This is a genomic window from Streptomyces sp. NBC_00667 (genome assembly GCF_036226825.1).
Classification (GTDB): domain Bacteria; phylum Actinomycetota; class Actinomycetes; order Streptomycetales; family Streptomycetaceae; genus Streptomyces.
The window spans coordinates 6449131-6463012 of the sequence record NZ_CP109022.1 but is presented as its reverse complement, the minus strand read 5'-3'; the positions used below and the strand labels follow the sequence as shown (position 1 = coordinate 6463012).

The following is a 13882-nucleotide window of genomic DNA, read 5'->3' as shown; positions in this document are numbered from 1 at the left end:
TCTCACCCTTCTTCGTAACAGGGGCCGGCGGGCGGTGCGCTGTCTTGTACGGCCAGTCCGGTGACCCGGTCCGGCGAACGGCCGTGGCCGGCCGGGACCGTACGGACCAGGTGCGGCGGGGTGGCGGCGGCCGGCTCCTTGCGGACGAAGGCACGGCGCAGGGCGTGGTACGGGGCCTGCGGGTCGAAGAAGGTGGCCCGCATCCGGGCCAGCTCCGCCTCGCGGTAGGCGGCCAGCGGGGTTTCGGCCTCGTCCCGCTCCCGCCGCGCCTTCTTCGCGGCGATCCGGGACGGGGCGGTGGGGGACGCGGCCAGCAGGGCGGCCAGCCGGGCCGTTTCGCCGGCGAACTCCCCGGGCGCGCAGGGCACCGTACGGTCGACCAGGCCCAGCGCGGCCGCGGCGGCGGCGCTCAGCGGCAGGGCGTCGGTGGTGAGCCGCTCGGCGACGGCTGCCCCGACGCGGCGGGGCAGCGTGTAGGTCCAGTACTCGGAGCCGTAGAGGCCCATCAGCCGGTAGTGCGGGTTGAGGACGACGCCCGAGCGGCACCAGACCTCGTCGGCCGCCAGTGCCAGCATCGCGCCTCCGGCGGCGGCGTTGCCGCCGAGGGCCGCGACGACGAGACGGTCCGTAGTGGTCAGGACGGCCTCGACGAGGTCGTCCATCGCCGTGATGTTCGCCCAGGACTCGGCGGCCGGGTCGGCGGCCGCCTCGATGACGCCGAGGTGGATGCCGTTGGAGAAGAAATCGCGGCCACCGCCGAGGACCAGGACGGAGGTGGGGCGCTCACAAGCGGCCCGGTAGGCGTCCAGCAGGCGCCGGCACCGGTCGGTGCTCATCGCGCCGCCGGGGAAGGAGAACGACAGGAAACCGGCCGCTCCCTCCTCACGGTAGGTGATGTCGGACCAGGTACGGCGCGGGGGGCCGTCGTGCGGCGGCGCGGGGTCCTGCGGCAGCGGGGGCAGCCGGTCGCCGAGCGCCACGGTGGCGGGCAGCTTCACCGGGACGGGCTCCCCCGGCGCCCGGCAGGCCCGCAGCTCCGGGATCCACACGGCGCCGTCGGTGGTCGCCCGGCAGACCGCGCCCGCGCGGGTGGCCAGCAGTTCGCCCGGGCGGCCGCGCAGCCGGTCCTCCCGGTGGCCTCCGTGCAGGAACCAGACCCCGCCGAGCAGTTCGTCCCGTACTCCGGGCTGGGAGTCGGCGGCCCGCAGGACGCGCAGGACGCGGTCGGTGGAGTCCGCCGCCCAGTCGATGCGGCGCTCGTCCTGACGCAAGTAGGGCCGGGTGTGGTGGGTGGTCTGCGGGGTGGGGACGTACGTCCCCGAGGCGAAGCGTTCGACGGCGAGCAGGACGGCCCGCAGAGCCGCGTCGGCGATCTCCCCGCGGTAGAGGTCGCTCTTGGCCAGCTCGGGTACGGGGCATTCGGCGAAGGCCCAGACGTCGCCGGCGTCCATCTCGGCGTCCGCCTGCAGCACGGTGACGCCCCAGTGCGTGGCGCCCTCCTGGACGGCCCGGTCGAGCGAGGAGGGGCCGCGGTCCCCGACCGGCCCCGGGTGGACGATCAGACAGGTGTGGGTGGACCACACCTCGCGGGGCACGGCCGTCTTGAGCATCGGCGCGATGATCAGGTCGGGCCGGTGGCGATGCGTGACGTCGGTCAGCGAGCCGCCGGGCAGGGCGAGTTCGACGGCCACGCGGTGACCGTGGTCGCGCAGCTCGGCGTGGACGCGCTGCGTCAGGCTGTTGAACGCGCTCGCGACGAGCAGGATGCGCACTCGGTCTCCCGACGGCCAGGCGCCTTCGCGCACGGTGGGCCGGGGGTTGTCCGGCCGCCTGCGATGTTCGGCCACCGCCGGGCGCGGCGGCGCGAGGCCGAGCGCTGTCGTCACTCGAAAGCGGGCAGGGCGCGCTGCCACTCGGCGGTGCGGCGGCGCCCGGCGCACCCGTGCGATGGAGTGGAGTCCCGTGCGTCGGGCGCGCCCGTTCCCCGGCCGGCCCGGCCGCGCGCATACAGTCCGTGACCATCCGTCCGATCGGACGCGGATCGTTACGAGAGGGAGGTCGGCGATGGCCGGTTCACGCGTCATCACGGTGTTCGGCGCGACGGGCGCGCAAGGCGGCAGTCTGGTACGGGCCATCCTCGACGACCCCGACCACGAGTTCTCGGCGCGCGCGGTGACCCGCCGTCCGGAATCGGACCGGGCCCGGGAACTGGCGCGGCTCGGCGCGGAGGTGGTCCGGGCCGACATGGACGACGAGGCCGGCCTCGGACCCGTCCTGGAAGGCTCGTACGGGGCGTACCTGGTGACCGACTTCTGGGAGCACATGTCGGCGGAGCAGGAGAAACGGCAGGCCGCCTCCCTCGCCCGGGCGACCGGACACGCGGGGGTGCAGCACGCCGTCTGGTCGACCCTGGAGGACACCCGCGAGTGCATCCCGCTCGACGACGGGCGCATGCCCACCCTCCAGGGCACGTACAAGGTGCCGCACTTCGACGCCAAGGCGGAGGCCGACCACTACTTCCCCGAGGCCGGCGCGCCGACCACCTTCCTGCGCACGACGTTCTACTGGGAGAACCTGCTGACGACGTTCGCCCCGCAGCGCGGCGAGGACGGCGCCTTGCGGCTGGTCCTCCCGATGGGCGGCAGCCGGCTGTCGGGCATCGCCGTCGCCGACATCGGCAAGACGGCGCTGGCCGTGTTCAAGCGGGGCACCGACCTCATCGGCGCTACGGTCAGCATCGCCGGCGAGCACCTGCCGATCGCGGACATGGCGGCGGCGATGACCGATGTCATCGGCGAGCCGGTGCGCTACGCGCCGATGGACCCGGACGAGTACCGCGCGCTCGGGTTCCCCGGGGCGGACGAGTCCGGGAACATGTTCCAGTACTACGCCGAGTGCGAGGACCGGTTCACCCATGCGAGGGATCTGGAGGCCATCCGGGCGCTCAACCCCGAGCTGCAGGACTTCGCCACCTGGCTCGCCGCGCACCGCGGGGCGCTGCGGTCCCTGTGAGGGCCGACGGCGCCGGGAAGCGGCCCGGGGAACCCGTCCGCCGGACGTAGGCCGGACGGGTGGGGTCGCGTGTGGCGTCGTTTTGTGTTCGGAACCGGTGCGCTCGCGTTGTACCTTCCCGTCGTTCGGGCGTTCCGCATGGTGTGGAAGGCCGACCGTCGAGGAGAGGGACCTGTGTGGCTACCGGAACGGTGAAGTGGTTCAGCGCGGAGAAGGGCTTCGGCTTCATCGCGCAGGACGGGGGCGGCCCCGATGTCTTCGCCCACTACTCAGCGATCAACGCTACCGGTTTTCGGGAACTGTGGGAGGGGCAAGCGGTGACCTTCGACGTCACCCAGGGCCAGAAGGGGCCGCAGGCCGAGAACATCGTGCCGGCCTGATCCCCCTCCGCCCCCGGTCGCGCACCGGACCGGTCCCCCGCACCGGCCGGAGGCCGGGGGCCGGTTCGCCCCAGGAGCGGACCCTCGGGTCTCGGGGTCCGGGGGCCCGCTCTGCGTCATCATGTGCCATTCGCCCGTACCCGGCCGGTACCGCCGGGCGACCGGCGGCGATTCTCACCCCTTCGGCCACTCCCCCGCGCGCCCTCCCGGGTCCCGCCTCCCGCGGGCCGTGCCCGGCATGCCAGCGGGTCGCCGCGTCCGTTTCCCCCTACTCTCGCCGGATGACCGAGAACGAGATCAAGCTGAAGGCCATCGCGGTGCTCACCGGGGTGCGCGGCGACGTCGGTACGGACTACGTCTCCGCCCTGCTCAGCGAGGTGACGCCGGCGGAGTTCCTGGTCCCCGCGGAAGCCGATCCGGCGGAGATCGGACTCGCCGTGCTGGACCAGCTTTCGGGGCCGTGGAGCGCTTTGGTCACCGGTTTCGTGCTGGCCTTCGAAGCGGTCGCGGACGCTTACGACGAGGCGGACCCGGAGATGTCCGCCCAGGAGATCCTCCAGGCGCTCGCCCTCGAACTCGCCGCCGGGGACGACTGAGACCGGTCAGGGCGCGGGAGCACGTCCTCCCGGCGGAGCGCCGTGCCCTGCGGGGCCGACGCCGTGGCAGCACGCCGTGACCTCCTCCCCGGCACCCTCGCCGGCTTCGTGTCAGGGCGCGCGCTCCGGGTAACCGCCTGACGAGAGTTCACCCGTCAGAGCCGGCCCCCGTGGCCGGCCCGAGTCGAGAAGGGCGCCATGGCCACCCCTCCGAACGATCCCGTACCTCCCAACCCGACGCCCGCACCCGGTCCGGGCCCCGGACCGCAGCCTGGACCCCTGCCGGGGCCGGTCCCGGGGCCGGGCGGCCCCGACCCGGTGCCGCCGGCGCCGCCGCAGCCCCAGCCGGACCCGCGGCCCGAGCCCGCGCCGGGTCCGGATCCGCTCCCGGCGCCCGGGCCGCTGCCCGGCCCGGTGCCGGCTCCGGACCCCGTGACCTGAGGCCGCCCGCGCGGAGGCGGCCACGCCGTCATACGGCGTGCCCGGCCCATTCGGCCGGCACGCCGGCGCCGCCTCCGCCGCGGAGCGCCTCGACCACCGCTTGGTGCAGGTCCCGGCTGTCCTGCTCCGAATCGCATTCGACGGGGCTGCCCGACAGGGTGAACCAGTCGGACGAGCCGCTGTACTGGACGGCGACCTGGGCCGCCGCTCCCGTCCAGGTGGTGTGCAGCGTCAGGTTGCCGGAGATCACTCCCACTTCCTCCGTGCGGACCCCGCCGGCCCCTGGGTAGATGCCCGTCGTCGTCCACGAAGCCCAGGCCATAGGCCACGCTCCTCCCGTGCCATGTCGTCGGCGGAGCCGACGTCCGTCAAACCTCCCCCGCCTCGTTTTCCTCCTCCTGGTCTACCCCCATTGGCCCCCTCGCGCACGGGGCGCTCTCATGGACATCAGGCCGTTCCCTCTGCCGCGTCGAGCATGAAAGAGGTACGCCATGTACGAGATGCGCGCCGAGTCCAGCGCCGAGCGGGGCCACCTGCTGTGGCACGTGATAGCGAAGGACACCACCCTCAGCACGCTGTGCGGATCCCTCCTCAACCCCGGCCACGTGCCGCCGCCGGCGATCGAGCCCTCCGCCGACCACTACTGCGCCGCCTGCATGCACGCGGTCCGCGCACAGACCGAAGCCGTCGCCGAGCCGTAGCCGCCGACCCTCCCGACGGGTTTCACGGCGGGGCCGTCGGGCAGAAGCCGCATGCCGCCCTGTGGTGACGAACACAGGGCGGACCAAGCGCGACGGGAGCACGAGACCCCGCTGGAAGGGCGGCACGGCAGGGAGGTGGGATCCATGGCCGACGGCAGGGAGGTGGGATCCATGGCCGACGGCACGAGCGCCAACCCCGGCACCCTGCCCTCCGTCGGACGGCAGTACGACGCCAGTCCCTACGTGCCCGGCCACGGCGGCCTCGGCGCCCTGCGCCGGGCCGCCGCCGGCTGCCAGGGCTGCCCCCTGTTCGAGCACGCCACGCAGACGGTCTTCGGCGCCGGATCGGCGCACGCCCGGCTGCTGCTGGTCGGTGAGCAGCCCGGGGACCAGGAGGACCTCCAGGGAGAGCCGTTCGTCGGCCCCGCGGGGCGGCTGCTGCACCGGGCGCTGGAGGAGGCGGGCCTCGGCGACGAGGACACGTACGTGACCAACGCCGTCAAACACTTCAAGTTCACCACCGCCGCGCGCGGCAAGCGCCGCATCCACAAAGCCCCGAGCCTGCGGGAGATGACGGCGTGCAGGCCGTGGCTGACGGCGGAGCTGCGCCTGGTGGAGCCCGAGGTAGTGGTCGTGCTCGGCGCCACCGCGGGCCGCGCCCTGCTCGGGAGTTCCTTCAAGGTGGGCGAGCAGCGCGGTGTCCTGCGGCCGATGCCCGCCCTGGGGGACGACCCGCAGGAGCCGTTTCCGGGGCAGCTGTTGGCGACCGTACACCCCTCCTCGGTGCTGCGCTCCGACGACCGGGAGGCGGCGTTCCGCGGGCTGGTCGGCGACCTTTCGGTGGCCGCGTCCGCACTGGGCTAGGCCGCGGGACCGGGCCGGGACCCCGGGAGCGGGCCGGGGCCCCGGGGCGGCCGGGACCCCGGGAGCGGGCCGGGACCCCGGGAGCGGGCCGGGACCCCGGGGCCCACTCCCACGGCTCACTCCGAGGGGGGAACGGACCGGGCGCGGGCCTCGGCGAGGGTCGGGGCGATCTCCAGCTCGGATTCGGCGGCGAAGAGCCGCAGCATCTGCGCGAACTGCTCCGGCACGGGGCCGGCCAGGACCAGATGCTGCTCGCGGTCGCCCGCAAGAAGGGCGTTCAGCAGCGAGGAGTCGGCGAAGGTGACCCGGGCGATGTCCACCACCCGGCGCACGCCCTCCTCGGCCGCGTCAGCCAGCACCTGCGCCAGCGGCCCGACGCTGTCGACGTCGAACTCACCCGACAGCACGACCACCCGGACCCCGTCCTCGTCGAGGAGGACCTGGATTCTCGGGTGGTCGTAGGTCATGACGTAGCCGGTCCGGCTCTCCGTCCGGCTGTCCGTTCAGCCGCCACGGCGTCCGCCGGGCGGGTCCTGGGGGTCGACTCCCGTGTACGCGGAGGCGTCCTTGGTTCCACTGGGGCGCCGGGAGGCTCCCTTCTCGCCCATGTCGTGGTGGCCCTTGTCGCCGGAGCCGGATCCCTTGCTCTTGTGCTCCCCGCGCCGGCCGCCGGTCTTGACGGGGGTGCCCTCGTCGGCCTTGGTCGGCGACGCCTTGGTCCCGGAGCGCCGGTCGGGGCCTTCGCCCCCGTACTCGTCGGTGTGGAAGGAGCGCTCCGCGCTCGGGTTGTCCTGCTGACGGGTGGCGTCCACGTCGGGCGACCATCCGTGCTGCTCGGTCCCTTCGTGCCGACTGGGACCCTCACCGTGTGACGGGTGTCCCGACTTCCTGTTCTTGGCCATGCACTACACCTCCTGAGCGCTTGCTGCGGCCGGGGCCCCGGTTTCAGGGGGACGACGACCGTGGGGTGTGGAAGGGGCGCAGCCGGGCCTCGACGTGACCGTCGACGACGCGCGTCTCGAACGACGGCTGCGGGGCGGTGGCCGGGCCCTCGACGTTCCAGCCGTCGGAGAGCCTGAACACACTGCCGTGCCAGGGGCAGCGTACGCATCCGTCGGTGATCTCGCCTTCGGAGAGCGGCCCGCCCATGTGCGAGCAGCGGTCCGCGAGGACGTGTACGGCGCCGCCCGTGGCGCGGACCACGAGTACGTCCACCCCGTCCACGCGCGCACGGACGGGCCGGTCGACGGCGAAGTCCGCGACGGGTCCGACACGGTGCCAGCCCTCCCCCACCAGGTGCGTCACCGCTTCGGCGTGATTGGCTCCCGCGGCCTGCCGGTAGGCCAGGTGGCCGCCCAGTGCGCCGCCCGCCGAGACTGCCGCGAGGCCCGCCGCGGACAGCAGCCTGCCCCGCCAGGTCCGGCCCCGGGCGCGGGCCGCGAAGGAGCCGGCGTAGAGGCAGAGGCCGACGCTGTTGGTGAGGGCGTGGACGAGCCCTACGCGGGCCTGCTCGGGGGGCAGCTCTGCCCAGTCCGTCCAGCCCGCCAGGGCGGCGGGGACGGCGGTGACCACGCCCACCCCGATCAGGGCGTGCGCCGCCCGGCGCTGGCCGGGCAGCAGGTCCAGGACTGCGGAGGAGAACCAGGCGCCGAGCGGCACCTGGACGAGCGGCGGGTGTGCCGGGTGGCCGATGGGGCGGCCGTGCAGGACGTCCCGGGCCGCTCCCAGCGGGAGGGCGCGTACGGCGCGGCGGAGGGCTTCGATGGCCCCGTCCGCCACCGGCGTCTGCTCCAGCCGCTCCATCGCGGTCAGGACGGGTCCGGGGCCTTTGCCTGCGGTGCCGAGTGCGGTGCTTCGTAGGTCCATGGCGGGCGCCTACCCCGAGTCGGGCCCGCTATGGCGTTCCGCCGCCGGAGGGTCCGGACTCTTCCGGCTCGCGGGCGTCCTCGCCGTACTCGTGGGCGGTGTTGCGGCCCACCACGTGCATGGCGGCCTCCTCGGCGGACTGCGCTCCCCCGTCGGTGCCGACGTCGTGGGCCAGTACGTCGAAGGCCCGCCGGGGGTGGTTGTCCTCCACGGGGGCGAGCCGGCCGACGGTGTCGCCCGGGAGGGGTTCGGGATGCGGACCGGTGTCCTGGCCGTTCTGCCCGACGTCGGGGGTCTCCTGTGCGAGGCGCTGGTCCAGGGTTTCGCCCTGGCGCTGCTCGGCCGCCGTGGTGCCGTGGCGGGAGACTGCGCGGGGCCGGTCGGGGGTGTCGTAACCCTCGTCGAGGCGCTGGTCGGCGTCCGGCTCGTCGAGCGCGTTCTCCATGTCGGGCTGGTACTCGGCGCGCTGGTCACCGTTCTGCGGCTGGTACACCTCGTCGCCCTGCGTGTCGCTGGCCATGATCGTTGCCTTTCCCCGGGTCTGGTGTGGCGGCCCTCGGCGGGCGCCTACCCCGTCCGGCGGGGCTCACACGGCCGGCGGACGCGGCCGCATGGCCGGCCCGGAGGGCGGGTAGCCGCCGGGAACCGGAACCTACGGAGGGAGAGTGCCATGGACGACCAGGGCGGCGCGGGCGGCGTGCCACTGCACCATGACGAGGACGAGGCGAAGCGCCGCGGGCCCCACGTGGACCATCCGGAGAAGGAACGACTCGCACGGAGCGGTGAGCCGCAGGACCGGCGTTCCGGGCAGGGCGGAAAGGACCGCGGCAGCGAGGGAAGCGGCCCGGCGAAGAACGCCGGGACAAGCGGCCCGGCGAAGGACCGCGGGGCGAGGAGCCCGGCCAAGGGCCCCGAGTAGCCGGACGGGCGGTGGGGCCGGGCGCCGGGCGGATCAGCGTTCGGAGAAGCTGAAATCGCCCATCGTCCAGGCGCTGACGTCCTTGATCGCGATCCGGTACATCCCGCCGGTCTCCGGGATGCCGACGGTGCCCTGCAGGATCCGGGCCACGTGGAAGTGGAGGTACGCGGGCGGAGCCACCTTCGGGGAGGGGGACATGGTCCCCGAGTCCGCGAAGATGTCCGCGAAGGCGCCGAGCTGGTCGGAGTCCTTGAGGACCTCGGCCACGCGCTGGCGCCACACGCTCTCGGGGGCGAGGCGGCCCGTGATCACGGCGCCGTGCACCACGACGGTGAGGGCCATCTGATTGGTGGGCTCCGACTCCACGGCGGCGGCGATGGCGACAAGGAGGTCGTCAGGCTTCGACATGGGTACGGAGTCTACAAGGTCCCGCCCCGGGGCCCCACCCCACTGCGCCGGAACCGGGCCGCCCGGCCCCGGTGCTGGCGGGGCGCGCCTCTCACGGGGAGCGCAACAGCACCTCGACCTCGCGCTCCTGGTCCCCGGCGACGGTGCCCTTCGCCTCGACGGTGAAGGCTTCCGTCAGCGCGAACAGGACCCGGTCCACCGCGCGGGGGCCGCCCTGCACACCCACCCGGACCGTGCCGTCGAGGGCGACGGGGCCCGTCGGCGCCGCCGGTCTGCCGGCGTCGATGGTCGTGCTCCAGACGGTGGGCGCTCCCGTGTGGTCCCGGGCCTGCGTCTCGACGCCCTCCCCTCCGTCGTCGGGGAAGGCCCGCTCCAGGAACCCGATGAGGGTACGGGCACACTCGGGCGAGCAGTCGGTGGCCGTCACCAGCACCGCGTCGTCCGCGTGCCGTGCTTCGCTGTTCATCACGTCGCCTTTCCTCAGGGTCCTTCGGGGTGATTCGGGCCCCCGCGCGGGCGGTCACGCGCGGCGCGGCGGACCGGCGGGCCGCCGGTCCGCCGCGGCGGCGGCGCTCCACCGCTCAGCGCCCGAGGGCCTTCTTGAGCTGCTCCTTGTTCATCGCGGAACGGCCCTCGATGCCCCGCTTCTTCGCCTCTTCGTACAGCGCGTCGCGGGTGGGCCCCGAGGAGCCGCTGCCGGAGCCCATGCTCCGGCCGGAGCCGGACGAGCTGCGGCTCGACGACTTCGTCTCGCCGGAGCGGGCCCGCTCCTTGTTCACCGTACGGCCCGCCATCTCCTTCGCCCGGCCCTCCGACATGCCGCGCTCCTGGCCGGACTCCTTGATGTGCTCGTACTGGCGCTCACGCTTACCGCTGGATCCTCGGGGCATCGCAGTTCTCCTCACGCACGGGGTGACGCATAGGGGTGGACACGGCCATGCTGCGGGCCGGCGCCGGCTCGCGCACCCCGGCGCGGCCACCCGGAGGTACGCCGCCCCGTCGGCCGCCCCCGTCCGGCGCCGTCGGCAAACCCGGGCGTTTTCAACGGCTTGGCGTACGGGTGAAACCTTCCGCCGTTTCACGCGCCCCAGGCCGTCTCCGGTCACCCCGCTGGCACAGTGGCCGCACCCACCTCCGGCAAAGGAGTTTCACGTGCTCGAACGCAAGCGGCGCAAGAACGGGACCGAGGTCACCTTCGTCCTTCCGGCCGACAATCCGCCCGGGCCGGTCAGCGTGGTGGGCGACTTCAACGACTGGCAGCCGGGCACCCACGTGCTGGCTCCCCGCGAGGACGGCCTGCGCGCCGTGACCGTCGAACTCAGCGGGAAGAAGACGCACACGTTCCGGTACCTCGCCGCGGGCGACTACTGGTTCGACGAGGAGCAGGCCGACGGCCACGACGGCACCAACAGCCACCTGCGCACCTGAGACCGCGGCACCCGGCCCCGCACCGGAGGTCCGGCGGGTGCCCGCCGGTTCAACCGAGCAGTTCCAGTACGGCCGCCTCCACCTCCCCGTGGGTGGCCGGGTGCCCGTAGACGACGTCCGCGCCGAGCCGGTCCAGCGCGGGCTTGATCGTGACACCGCTCTCGTAGAGCTCGAAGAGCCTCGGGTTGATGTACGAGGAGCGGCAGACCGCCGGCGTGTTGCCCAGGTAGCCGCTCACCTCGCGCACCGCACGGGCCACCGCCTTCGTACGCCGGGCCCGGGACTCGCCCGCCACGTCGGCCGAGACGGCCAGGGCGACGGCGGCCAGGACCGTCGCGTGCCAGGTCCGGAAGTCCTTGGCGGTGATGTCCGTACCGGACCTGCTGCGCAGGTAGTCGTTGACGTCGCCGGCACGCACGTCGTGCCAGACGCGGCCCTGCCGGTACACGAAGAGCTGGGAATGCCCCTCGGACCGGCGCAGCAGTGACCTGACGACGGCGTACGCGGCGGGGTCGACCAGGGCGCGCATCTGCTCCTGCCCCGATTTTCCGGGGTAGCGGAAACAGACCTCGCCCCGGCTGCAGACGGCGTGTTCCCGTAGCAGCGTGGTCAGCCCGTAAGCCTGGTGGTCCCGCCGGTACGCGGCTCCGCCCACGCGGAAGAAGCCTAGGTCGAGCAGGCGCGCCGAGCAGGCCAGGACCCGCTCCCGGCCCAGGCCCCGCGTCGCGAGGTCCGCTTCGATGCCCTGGCGCAGGCGCGGGAGCCGGGTCGCGACGTCCAGGACGTGTTCGTGCTTGGCGGCCTCCTGGCGCTCCCGGAACGCCGGGTGGTAGAGGTACTGCCGACGGCCCGCCTCGTCGGTCCCCATGGCCTGGATGTGGCCTCCGGGCCACGGGCAGATCCACACGTCGGTCCAGGCGGGCGGGATCACCAGTGCGCGCAGCCGCTCGCGTTCCGACGGGTCGGTGACCGGGGTTCCCGACAGGTCCAGGTAGCGAAAACCCCGGCCGTGGCGTACCCGGACGTATCCGGGCCGGTCGGGGCGACTCGTGCGCAGCCGCATGGTCCTCCTCCGCAGACGCCCGGCTTCTGCCCGGTTCCCGCACGGATACTCCCCGGTAAGCGCGGCTGTGCCCCCGTGGCCCGGGGGACGTCCAGGCCGTCTCTTTCGGATCTTGTCGGGCGGCGCGGGTCAGGCAGGATACGGAAGAGACGGCCTAGATTCGTCCGCATGGTGCACGTACTGGGCAGCAGGATGCTGCTGACCCCCACGGACCCCGACCGTTCGCGCGCGTTCTACGGCGGGGCACTGGGCCTCGCGGTGTACCGGGAGTTCGGTACGGGGCCCGAGCGGGGGACGGTCTACTTCCTCGGCGGCGGGTTCCTGGAAGTCTCGGGCCGCTCGGAGAGCCCGCCCGCCCCCGGGCTGCGGTTGTGGCTCCAGGTCGCCGACGCGCAGGCGGCGTACCGGGAGCTGCTGGGGCGGGGGGTCGCGGTGCTCCGGCCGCCCCGGCAAGAGCCGTGGGGGCTGATCGAGATGTGGATCGAGGACCCGGACGGCGTGCGGATCGCCGTCGTGGAGGTGCCGGCGGACCACCCGCTGCGGCTGCGCGTGTGAACCCGGGCACGGGGCTGCCGTGTCGTACGCCACGATCCGCGCCGGGCCATTCCCATGCGGCCGATGCGGCCGTTATCGTGACGATCCCTCCTTTTTCCTATCCGCCCGGATGGTCACCAGTGCCCGCAGACACCTCCCTGTCCCCGCTCATAGCGGCGACGACGCACTGGCTGACCCGCGCCTACCCCGCCGGCAGCGGCGCGCTCCAGCGGGGCCTGGCCGAGGCGCAGGCCCGGCAGGCCGTCACGGTCGCCGCGTGGCTGCGGTACCCGACGGACCTCGACGCGCAGCTGGTCGCGCTGACCGGGCCGGGCGGCTCGGGCCGCCTGGACTGGATCACCGGGGCGGACGCACCCTGCGAGGACGAGGAGCGCGAGGACGTCTGGCGCAGCTGGGTCGACGAGGTCGTGGCCAGCTGGGCGGCGTGCCTGCTGACCGCGCCTTCGCTGGCCTCGGCGGCGGTGGGCGCGCTGGCCGGGACCGATCACGCCGATGCCGTCCCGGTGGCCTTCCGGCGCCTGACCGATCCCGAGGCGAACGACCGCGACGCGGCGGCGCTGCTGCGCCACCCGGACCTGCTGGCGCCGATAGCGGACCTGCACCGCCCGGGGCTGGTGGACTGCCTGGGGGCGGATACCGCGCTGGCGGGCTGAGCGGGGCGCGCCCGGCTCGTTTTCCGGGAACCGCGCGGGGTAGGGGCCGCCGTGCGGGGTGCGGTCTTGGCCTCCCGGCCGCGACGGAGGCCGCATTCCGCCCTGAGCACCGCTGACGCAGCGCCCGGGCGTCCACCCGTACGCGCGACCGGGGGCGCCGCGGGCGGCGACACGACCGAGGATGGGAGCATGTCCGCCCGACTGGTCATCTACCCTCCGGACGAGAACGGCTGGCGCCGGGTGCGTTACGACGGCGTCGCCATCGGTGTGGCCCACAAGCCCTCCGACATCCTCGTCTTCCTGAGCGCGGCCGGGATGGAGGATCCCGGGGAACTGGACCTCACCGATCCCGAGCTCGTCGAGTGGCGCGGCCCCGGACCCGAGTCGTGGGCGGAGTCGCCCCCCTGACGGCGCCGGGAGACGGCCGCTGGCTCCTCACCGAAAACGCCCGCTGACTTCCCGGCCGACGGGCCGGCCCACGTAAGAGCAGGAGGCCCGCGAGGTGGAACACCCGAACGCGAACGTGCCGCCCCAGCCGGCCCGCGAGAAGGCGGCCCAGGTCGCCCTCTCCCTCCAGGACAGCCGCCGGACGGTGATGACGGCTGCGGCCGGCGCCGTCGCCGTGGCCGCGGCCCTCCTGGCACACCGGCGCCGCTGCCGCTCGTAGGACCGCGCCCAGGACCGGTGCGTGCGGTCCGGCCGGTTCCGTGCGGAGCGACGGGGCACGCGTGACAGGGACACGCTCGTCCGACGCAAAGGATCCCCATGCTCGCCGTCGCGCTGCTCACTCCCCCCGTCATGCTGGCCGCGATGCTGGCCCTCGGGCGGTACGAAGAACGTCTCCTGGGCGCACCGCCCGCCGGCCCGGCCCGGCGGCCCCCGCTGCCCCCTCCCGCGCGGGCCCACCGGCCGCCCGGCGCGCACGCCCGACCCGTGGCCACCGGCAGGGTCACCCGCTTCCCTGCACGACATGAGCTGGTTTGAGATGGCTCGTCA

At 74.1% G+C, this 13882-nt stretch carries 22 protein-coding genes; 12 read left to right on the top strand and 10 right to left on the bottom strand.

Going from position 1 to position 13882, the window contains the following annotated elements:
• Window positions 1–2 precede the first annotated feature (2 nt).
• On the bottom strand, window positions 3–1772 hold the full coding sequence (locus OHA81_RS29290; RefSeq protein ID WP_329200855.1) for an enoyl-CoA hydratase-related protein: 1770 nt from the start codon (window positions 1770–1772) through the stop codon (window positions 3–5).
• Between the two features lie 292 nt (window positions 1773–2064).
• On the opposite strand from OHA81_RS29290, the gene OHA81_RS29285 reads away from it, so the two are divergent.
• The 3 genes from OHA81_RS29285 to OHA81_RS29275 all read left to right on the top strand — a co-directional run bounded on the left by OHA81_RS29285 (window position 2065) and on the right by OHA81_RS29275 (window position 3988).
• The gene (locus OHA81_RS29285; protein ID WP_329200853.1) at window positions 2065–3012 is read left to right on the top strand and encodes an NmrA/HSCARG family protein; all 948 of its coding nucleotides are present in this window, start codon (window positions 2065–2067) and stop codon (window positions 3010–3012) included.
• A gap of 176 nt (window positions 3013–3188) precedes the next feature.
• Window positions 3189–3392: a cold-shock protein gene (locus OHA81_RS29280; RefSeq protein WP_136215879.1), complete on the top strand. Its 204-nt coding sequence runs from the start codon at window positions 3189–3191 to the stop codon at window positions 3390–3392.
• Window positions 3393–3673: 281 nt separating this feature from the next.
• Window positions 3674–3988, top strand: coding sequence for a hypothetical protein (locus OHA81_RS29275; RefSeq protein ID WP_329200849.1), 315 nt, complete (start codon window positions 3674–3676; stop codon window positions 3986–3988).
• A gap of 469 nt (window positions 3989–4457) precedes the next feature.
• On the opposite strand, the gene OHA81_RS29270 is transcribed toward OHA81_RS29275, so the two are convergent.
• Window positions 4458–4751: a hypothetical protein gene (locus OHA81_RS29270; protein WP_329200847.1), complete on the bottom strand. Its 294-nt coding sequence runs from the start codon at window positions 4749–4751 to the stop codon at window positions 4458–4460.
• A 169-nt stretch (window positions 4752–4920) separates the two neighbouring features.
• On the opposite strand from OHA81_RS29270, the gene OHA81_RS29265 reads away from it, so the two are divergent.
• Together OHA81_RS29265 and OHA81_RS29260 are read left to right on the top strand one after the other, a co-directional pair.
• On the top strand, window positions 4921–5130 hold the full coding sequence (locus OHA81_RS29265) for a hypothetical protein (protein WP_329200846.1): 210 nt from the start codon (window positions 4921–4923) through the stop codon (window positions 5128–5130).
• 171 nt (window positions 5131–5301) lie between these two features.
• The gene (locus OHA81_RS29260) at window positions 5302–5994 is read left to right on the top strand and encodes a UdgX family uracil-DNA binding protein (RefSeq protein ID WP_329202602.1); all 693 of its coding nucleotides are present in this window, start codon (window positions 5302–5304) and stop codon (window positions 5992–5994) included.
• Window positions 5995–6110: 116 nt separating this feature from the next.
• On the opposite strand, the gene OHA81_RS29255 is transcribed toward OHA81_RS29260, so the two are convergent.
• From OHA81_RS29255 to OHA81_RS29240, 4 genes are read right to left on the bottom strand one after another with little or no spacing between them, the layout of a single operon-like run.
• Entirely contained in the window at window positions 6111–6461 is a 351-nt protein-coding gene (locus OHA81_RS29255) for an STAS domain-containing protein (protein ID WP_329200845.1), read from the bottom strand.
• A gap of 36 nt (window positions 6462–6497) precedes the next feature.
• Entirely contained in the window at window positions 6498–6896 is a 399-nt protein-coding gene (locus OHA81_RS29250; protein WP_329200843.1) for a hypothetical protein, read from the bottom strand.
• 43 nt (window positions 6897–6939) lie between these two features.
• Complete coding sequence (locus OHA81_RS29245) at window positions 6940–7860, bottom strand: Rieske 2Fe-2S domain-containing protein (protein ID WP_329200841.1); 921 nt, start codon at window positions 7858–7860, stop codon at window positions 6940–6942.
• 28 nt (window positions 7861–7888) lie between these two features.
• Window positions 7889–8380, bottom strand: coding sequence for a DUF5709 domain-containing protein (locus OHA81_RS29240; protein WP_329200840.1), 492 nt, complete (start codon window positions 8378–8380; stop codon window positions 7889–7891).
• Window positions 8381–8530: 150 nt separating this feature from the next.
• Here OHA81_RS29240 and OHA81_RS29235 point away from each other — a divergent pair, with 150 nt between their 5' ends.
• Complete coding sequence (locus OHA81_RS29235) at window positions 8531–8779, top strand: hypothetical protein (protein ID WP_329200838.1); 249 nt, start codon at window positions 8531–8533, stop codon at window positions 8777–8779.
• Window positions 8780–8812: 33 nt separating this feature from the next.
• On the opposite strand, the gene OHA81_RS29230 is transcribed toward OHA81_RS29235, so the two are convergent.
• The 3 genes from OHA81_RS29230 to OHA81_RS29220 form a co-directional block, all read right to left on the bottom strand.
• Complete coding sequence (locus tag OHA81_RS29230) at window positions 8813–9187, bottom strand: hypothetical protein (protein ID WP_329200836.1); 375 nt, start codon at window positions 9185–9187, stop codon at window positions 8813–8815.
• 91 nt (window positions 9188–9278) lie between these two features.
• A complete protein-coding gene (locus tag OHA81_RS29225) occupies window positions 9279–9653 on the bottom strand; it encodes a hypothetical protein (protein ID WP_329200834.1) in 375 nt (124 codons plus the stop codon).
• 115 nt (window positions 9654–9768) lie between these two features.
• A complete protein-coding gene (locus OHA81_RS29220) occupies window positions 9769–10077 on the bottom strand; it encodes a plasmid stabilization protein (RefSeq protein ID WP_329200832.1) in 309 nt (102 codons plus the stop codon).
• A gap of 262 nt (window positions 10078–10339) precedes the next feature.
• Here OHA81_RS29220 and OHA81_RS29215 point away from each other — a divergent pair, with 262 nt between their 5' ends.
• On the top strand, window positions 10340–10615 hold the full coding sequence (locus OHA81_RS29215) for an isoamylase early set domain-containing protein (protein ID WP_190184408.1): 276 nt from the start codon (window positions 10340–10342) through the stop codon (window positions 10613–10615).
• Between the two features lie 49 nt (window positions 10616–10664).
• Here OHA81_RS29215 and OHA81_RS29210 read toward each other — a convergent pair whose 3' ends face one another.
• Window positions 10665–11678 (bottom strand): DNA topoisomerase IB, encoded by a 1014-nt coding sequence (locus tag OHA81_RS29210; RefSeq protein ID WP_329200828.1) that lies wholly within the window; start codon window positions 11676–11678, stop codon window positions 10665–10667.
• A 168-nt stretch (window positions 11679–11846) separates the two neighbouring features.
• Here OHA81_RS29210 and OHA81_RS29205 point away from each other — a divergent pair, with 168 nt between their 5' ends.
• From OHA81_RS29205 to OHA81_RS29185, 5 genes are all read left to right on the top strand, one after another.
• Window positions 11847–12233, top strand: coding sequence for a VOC family protein (locus tag OHA81_RS29205; RefSeq protein ID WP_329200826.1), 387 nt, complete (start codon window positions 11847–11849; stop codon window positions 12231–12233).
• A gap of 119 nt (window positions 12234–12352) precedes the next feature.
• Entirely contained in the window at window positions 12353–12886 is a 534-nt protein-coding gene (locus OHA81_RS29200) for a hypothetical protein (RefSeq protein WP_329200824.1), read from the top strand.
• A gap of 189 nt (window positions 12887–13075) precedes the next feature.
• Window positions 13076–13294 carry a hypothetical protein gene (locus tag OHA81_RS29195; protein WP_329200823.1) on the top strand — a complete coding sequence of 73 codons (219 nt, stop codon included), beginning with the start codon at window positions 13076–13078 and terminating at the stop codon, window positions 13292–13294.
• Between the two features lie 94 nt (window positions 13295–13388).
• A complete protein-coding gene (locus OHA81_RS29190) occupies window positions 13389–13553 on the top strand; it encodes a hypothetical protein (protein ID WP_329200821.1) in 165 nt (54 codons plus the stop codon).
• A gap of 98 nt (window positions 13554–13651) precedes the next feature.
• The gene (locus OHA81_RS29185; RefSeq protein WP_329200819.1) at window positions 13652–13870 is read left to right on the top strand and encodes a hypothetical protein; all 219 of its coding nucleotides are present in this window, start codon (window positions 13652–13654) and stop codon (window positions 13868–13870) included.
• The last annotated feature ends 12 nt before the right edge of the window (window positions 13871–13882 follow it).

What these genes read in the sequence shown, in the direction of transcription:
- OHA81_RS29270 (WP_329200847.1), bottom strand. Translation starts at nt 4,751, where the DNA reads ATGGCCTGGGCTTCGTGGACGACGACGGGCATCTACCCAGGGGCCGGC.
- OHA81_RS29250 (WP_329200843.1), bottom strand. Translation starts at nt 6,896, where the DNA reads ATGGCCAAGAACAGGAAGTCGGGACACCCGTCACACGGTGAGGGTCCC.
- OHA81_RS29255 (WP_329200845.1), bottom strand. Translation starts at nt 6,461, where the DNA reads ATGACCTACGACCACCCGAGAATCCAGGTCCTCCTCGACGAGGACGGG.
- OHA81_RS29235 (WP_329200838.1), top strand. Translation starts at nt 8,531, where the DNA reads ATGGACGACCAGGGCGGCGCGGGCGGCGTGCCACTGCACCATGACGAG.
- OHA81_RS29185 (WP_329200819.1), top strand. Translation starts at nt 13,652, where the DNA reads ATGCTCGCCGTCGCGCTGCTCACTCCCCCCGTCATGCTGGCCGCGATG.
- OHA81_RS29275 (WP_329200849.1), top strand. Translation starts at nt 3,674, where the DNA reads ATGACCGAGAACGAGATCAAGCTGAAGGCCATCGCGGTGCTCACCGGG.
- OHA81_RS29205 (WP_329200826.1), top strand. Translation starts at nt 11,847, where the DNA reads ATGGTGCACGTACTGGGCAGCAGGATGCTGCTGACCCCCACGGACCCC.
- OHA81_RS29230 (WP_329200836.1), bottom strand. Translation starts at nt 9,187, where the DNA reads ATGTCGAAGCCTGACGACCTCCTTGTCGCCATCGCCGCCGCCGTGGAG.
- OHA81_RS29225 (WP_329200834.1), bottom strand. Translation starts at nt 9,653, where the DNA reads ATGAACAGCGAAGCACGGCACGCGGACGACGCGGTGCTGGTGACGGCC.
- OHA81_RS29220 (WP_329200832.1), bottom strand. Translation starts at nt 10,077, where the DNA reads ATGCCCCGAGGATCCAGCGGTAAGCGTGAGCGCCAGTACGAGCACATC.
- OHA81_RS29285 (WP_329200853.1), top strand. Translation starts at nt 2,065, where the DNA reads ATGGCCGGTTCACGCGTCATCACGGTGTTCGGCGCGACGGGCGCGCAA.
- OHA81_RS29260 (WP_329202602.1), top strand. Translation starts at nt 5,302, where the DNA reads ATGGCCGACGGCACGAGCGCCAACCCCGGCACCCTGCCCTCCGTCGGA.
- OHA81_RS29265 (WP_329200846.1), top strand. Translation starts at nt 4,921, where the DNA reads ATGTACGAGATGCGCGCCGAGTCCAGCGCCGAGCGGGGCCACCTGCTG.
- OHA81_RS29210 (WP_329200828.1), bottom strand. Translation starts at nt 11,678, where the DNA reads ATGCGGCTGCGCACGAGTCGCCCCGACCGGCCCGGATACGTCCGGGTA.
- OHA81_RS29245 (WP_329200841.1), bottom strand. Translation starts at nt 7,860, where the DNA reads ATGGACCTACGAAGCACCGCACTCGGCACCGCAGGCAAAGGCCCCGGA.
- OHA81_RS29240 (WP_329200840.1), bottom strand. Translation starts at nt 8,380, where the DNA reads ATGGCCAGCGACACGCAGGGCGACGAGGTGTACCAGCCGCAGAACGGT.
- OHA81_RS29195 (WP_329200823.1), top strand. Translation starts at nt 13,076, where the DNA reads ATGTCCGCCCGACTGGTCATCTACCCTCCGGACGAGAACGGCTGGCGC.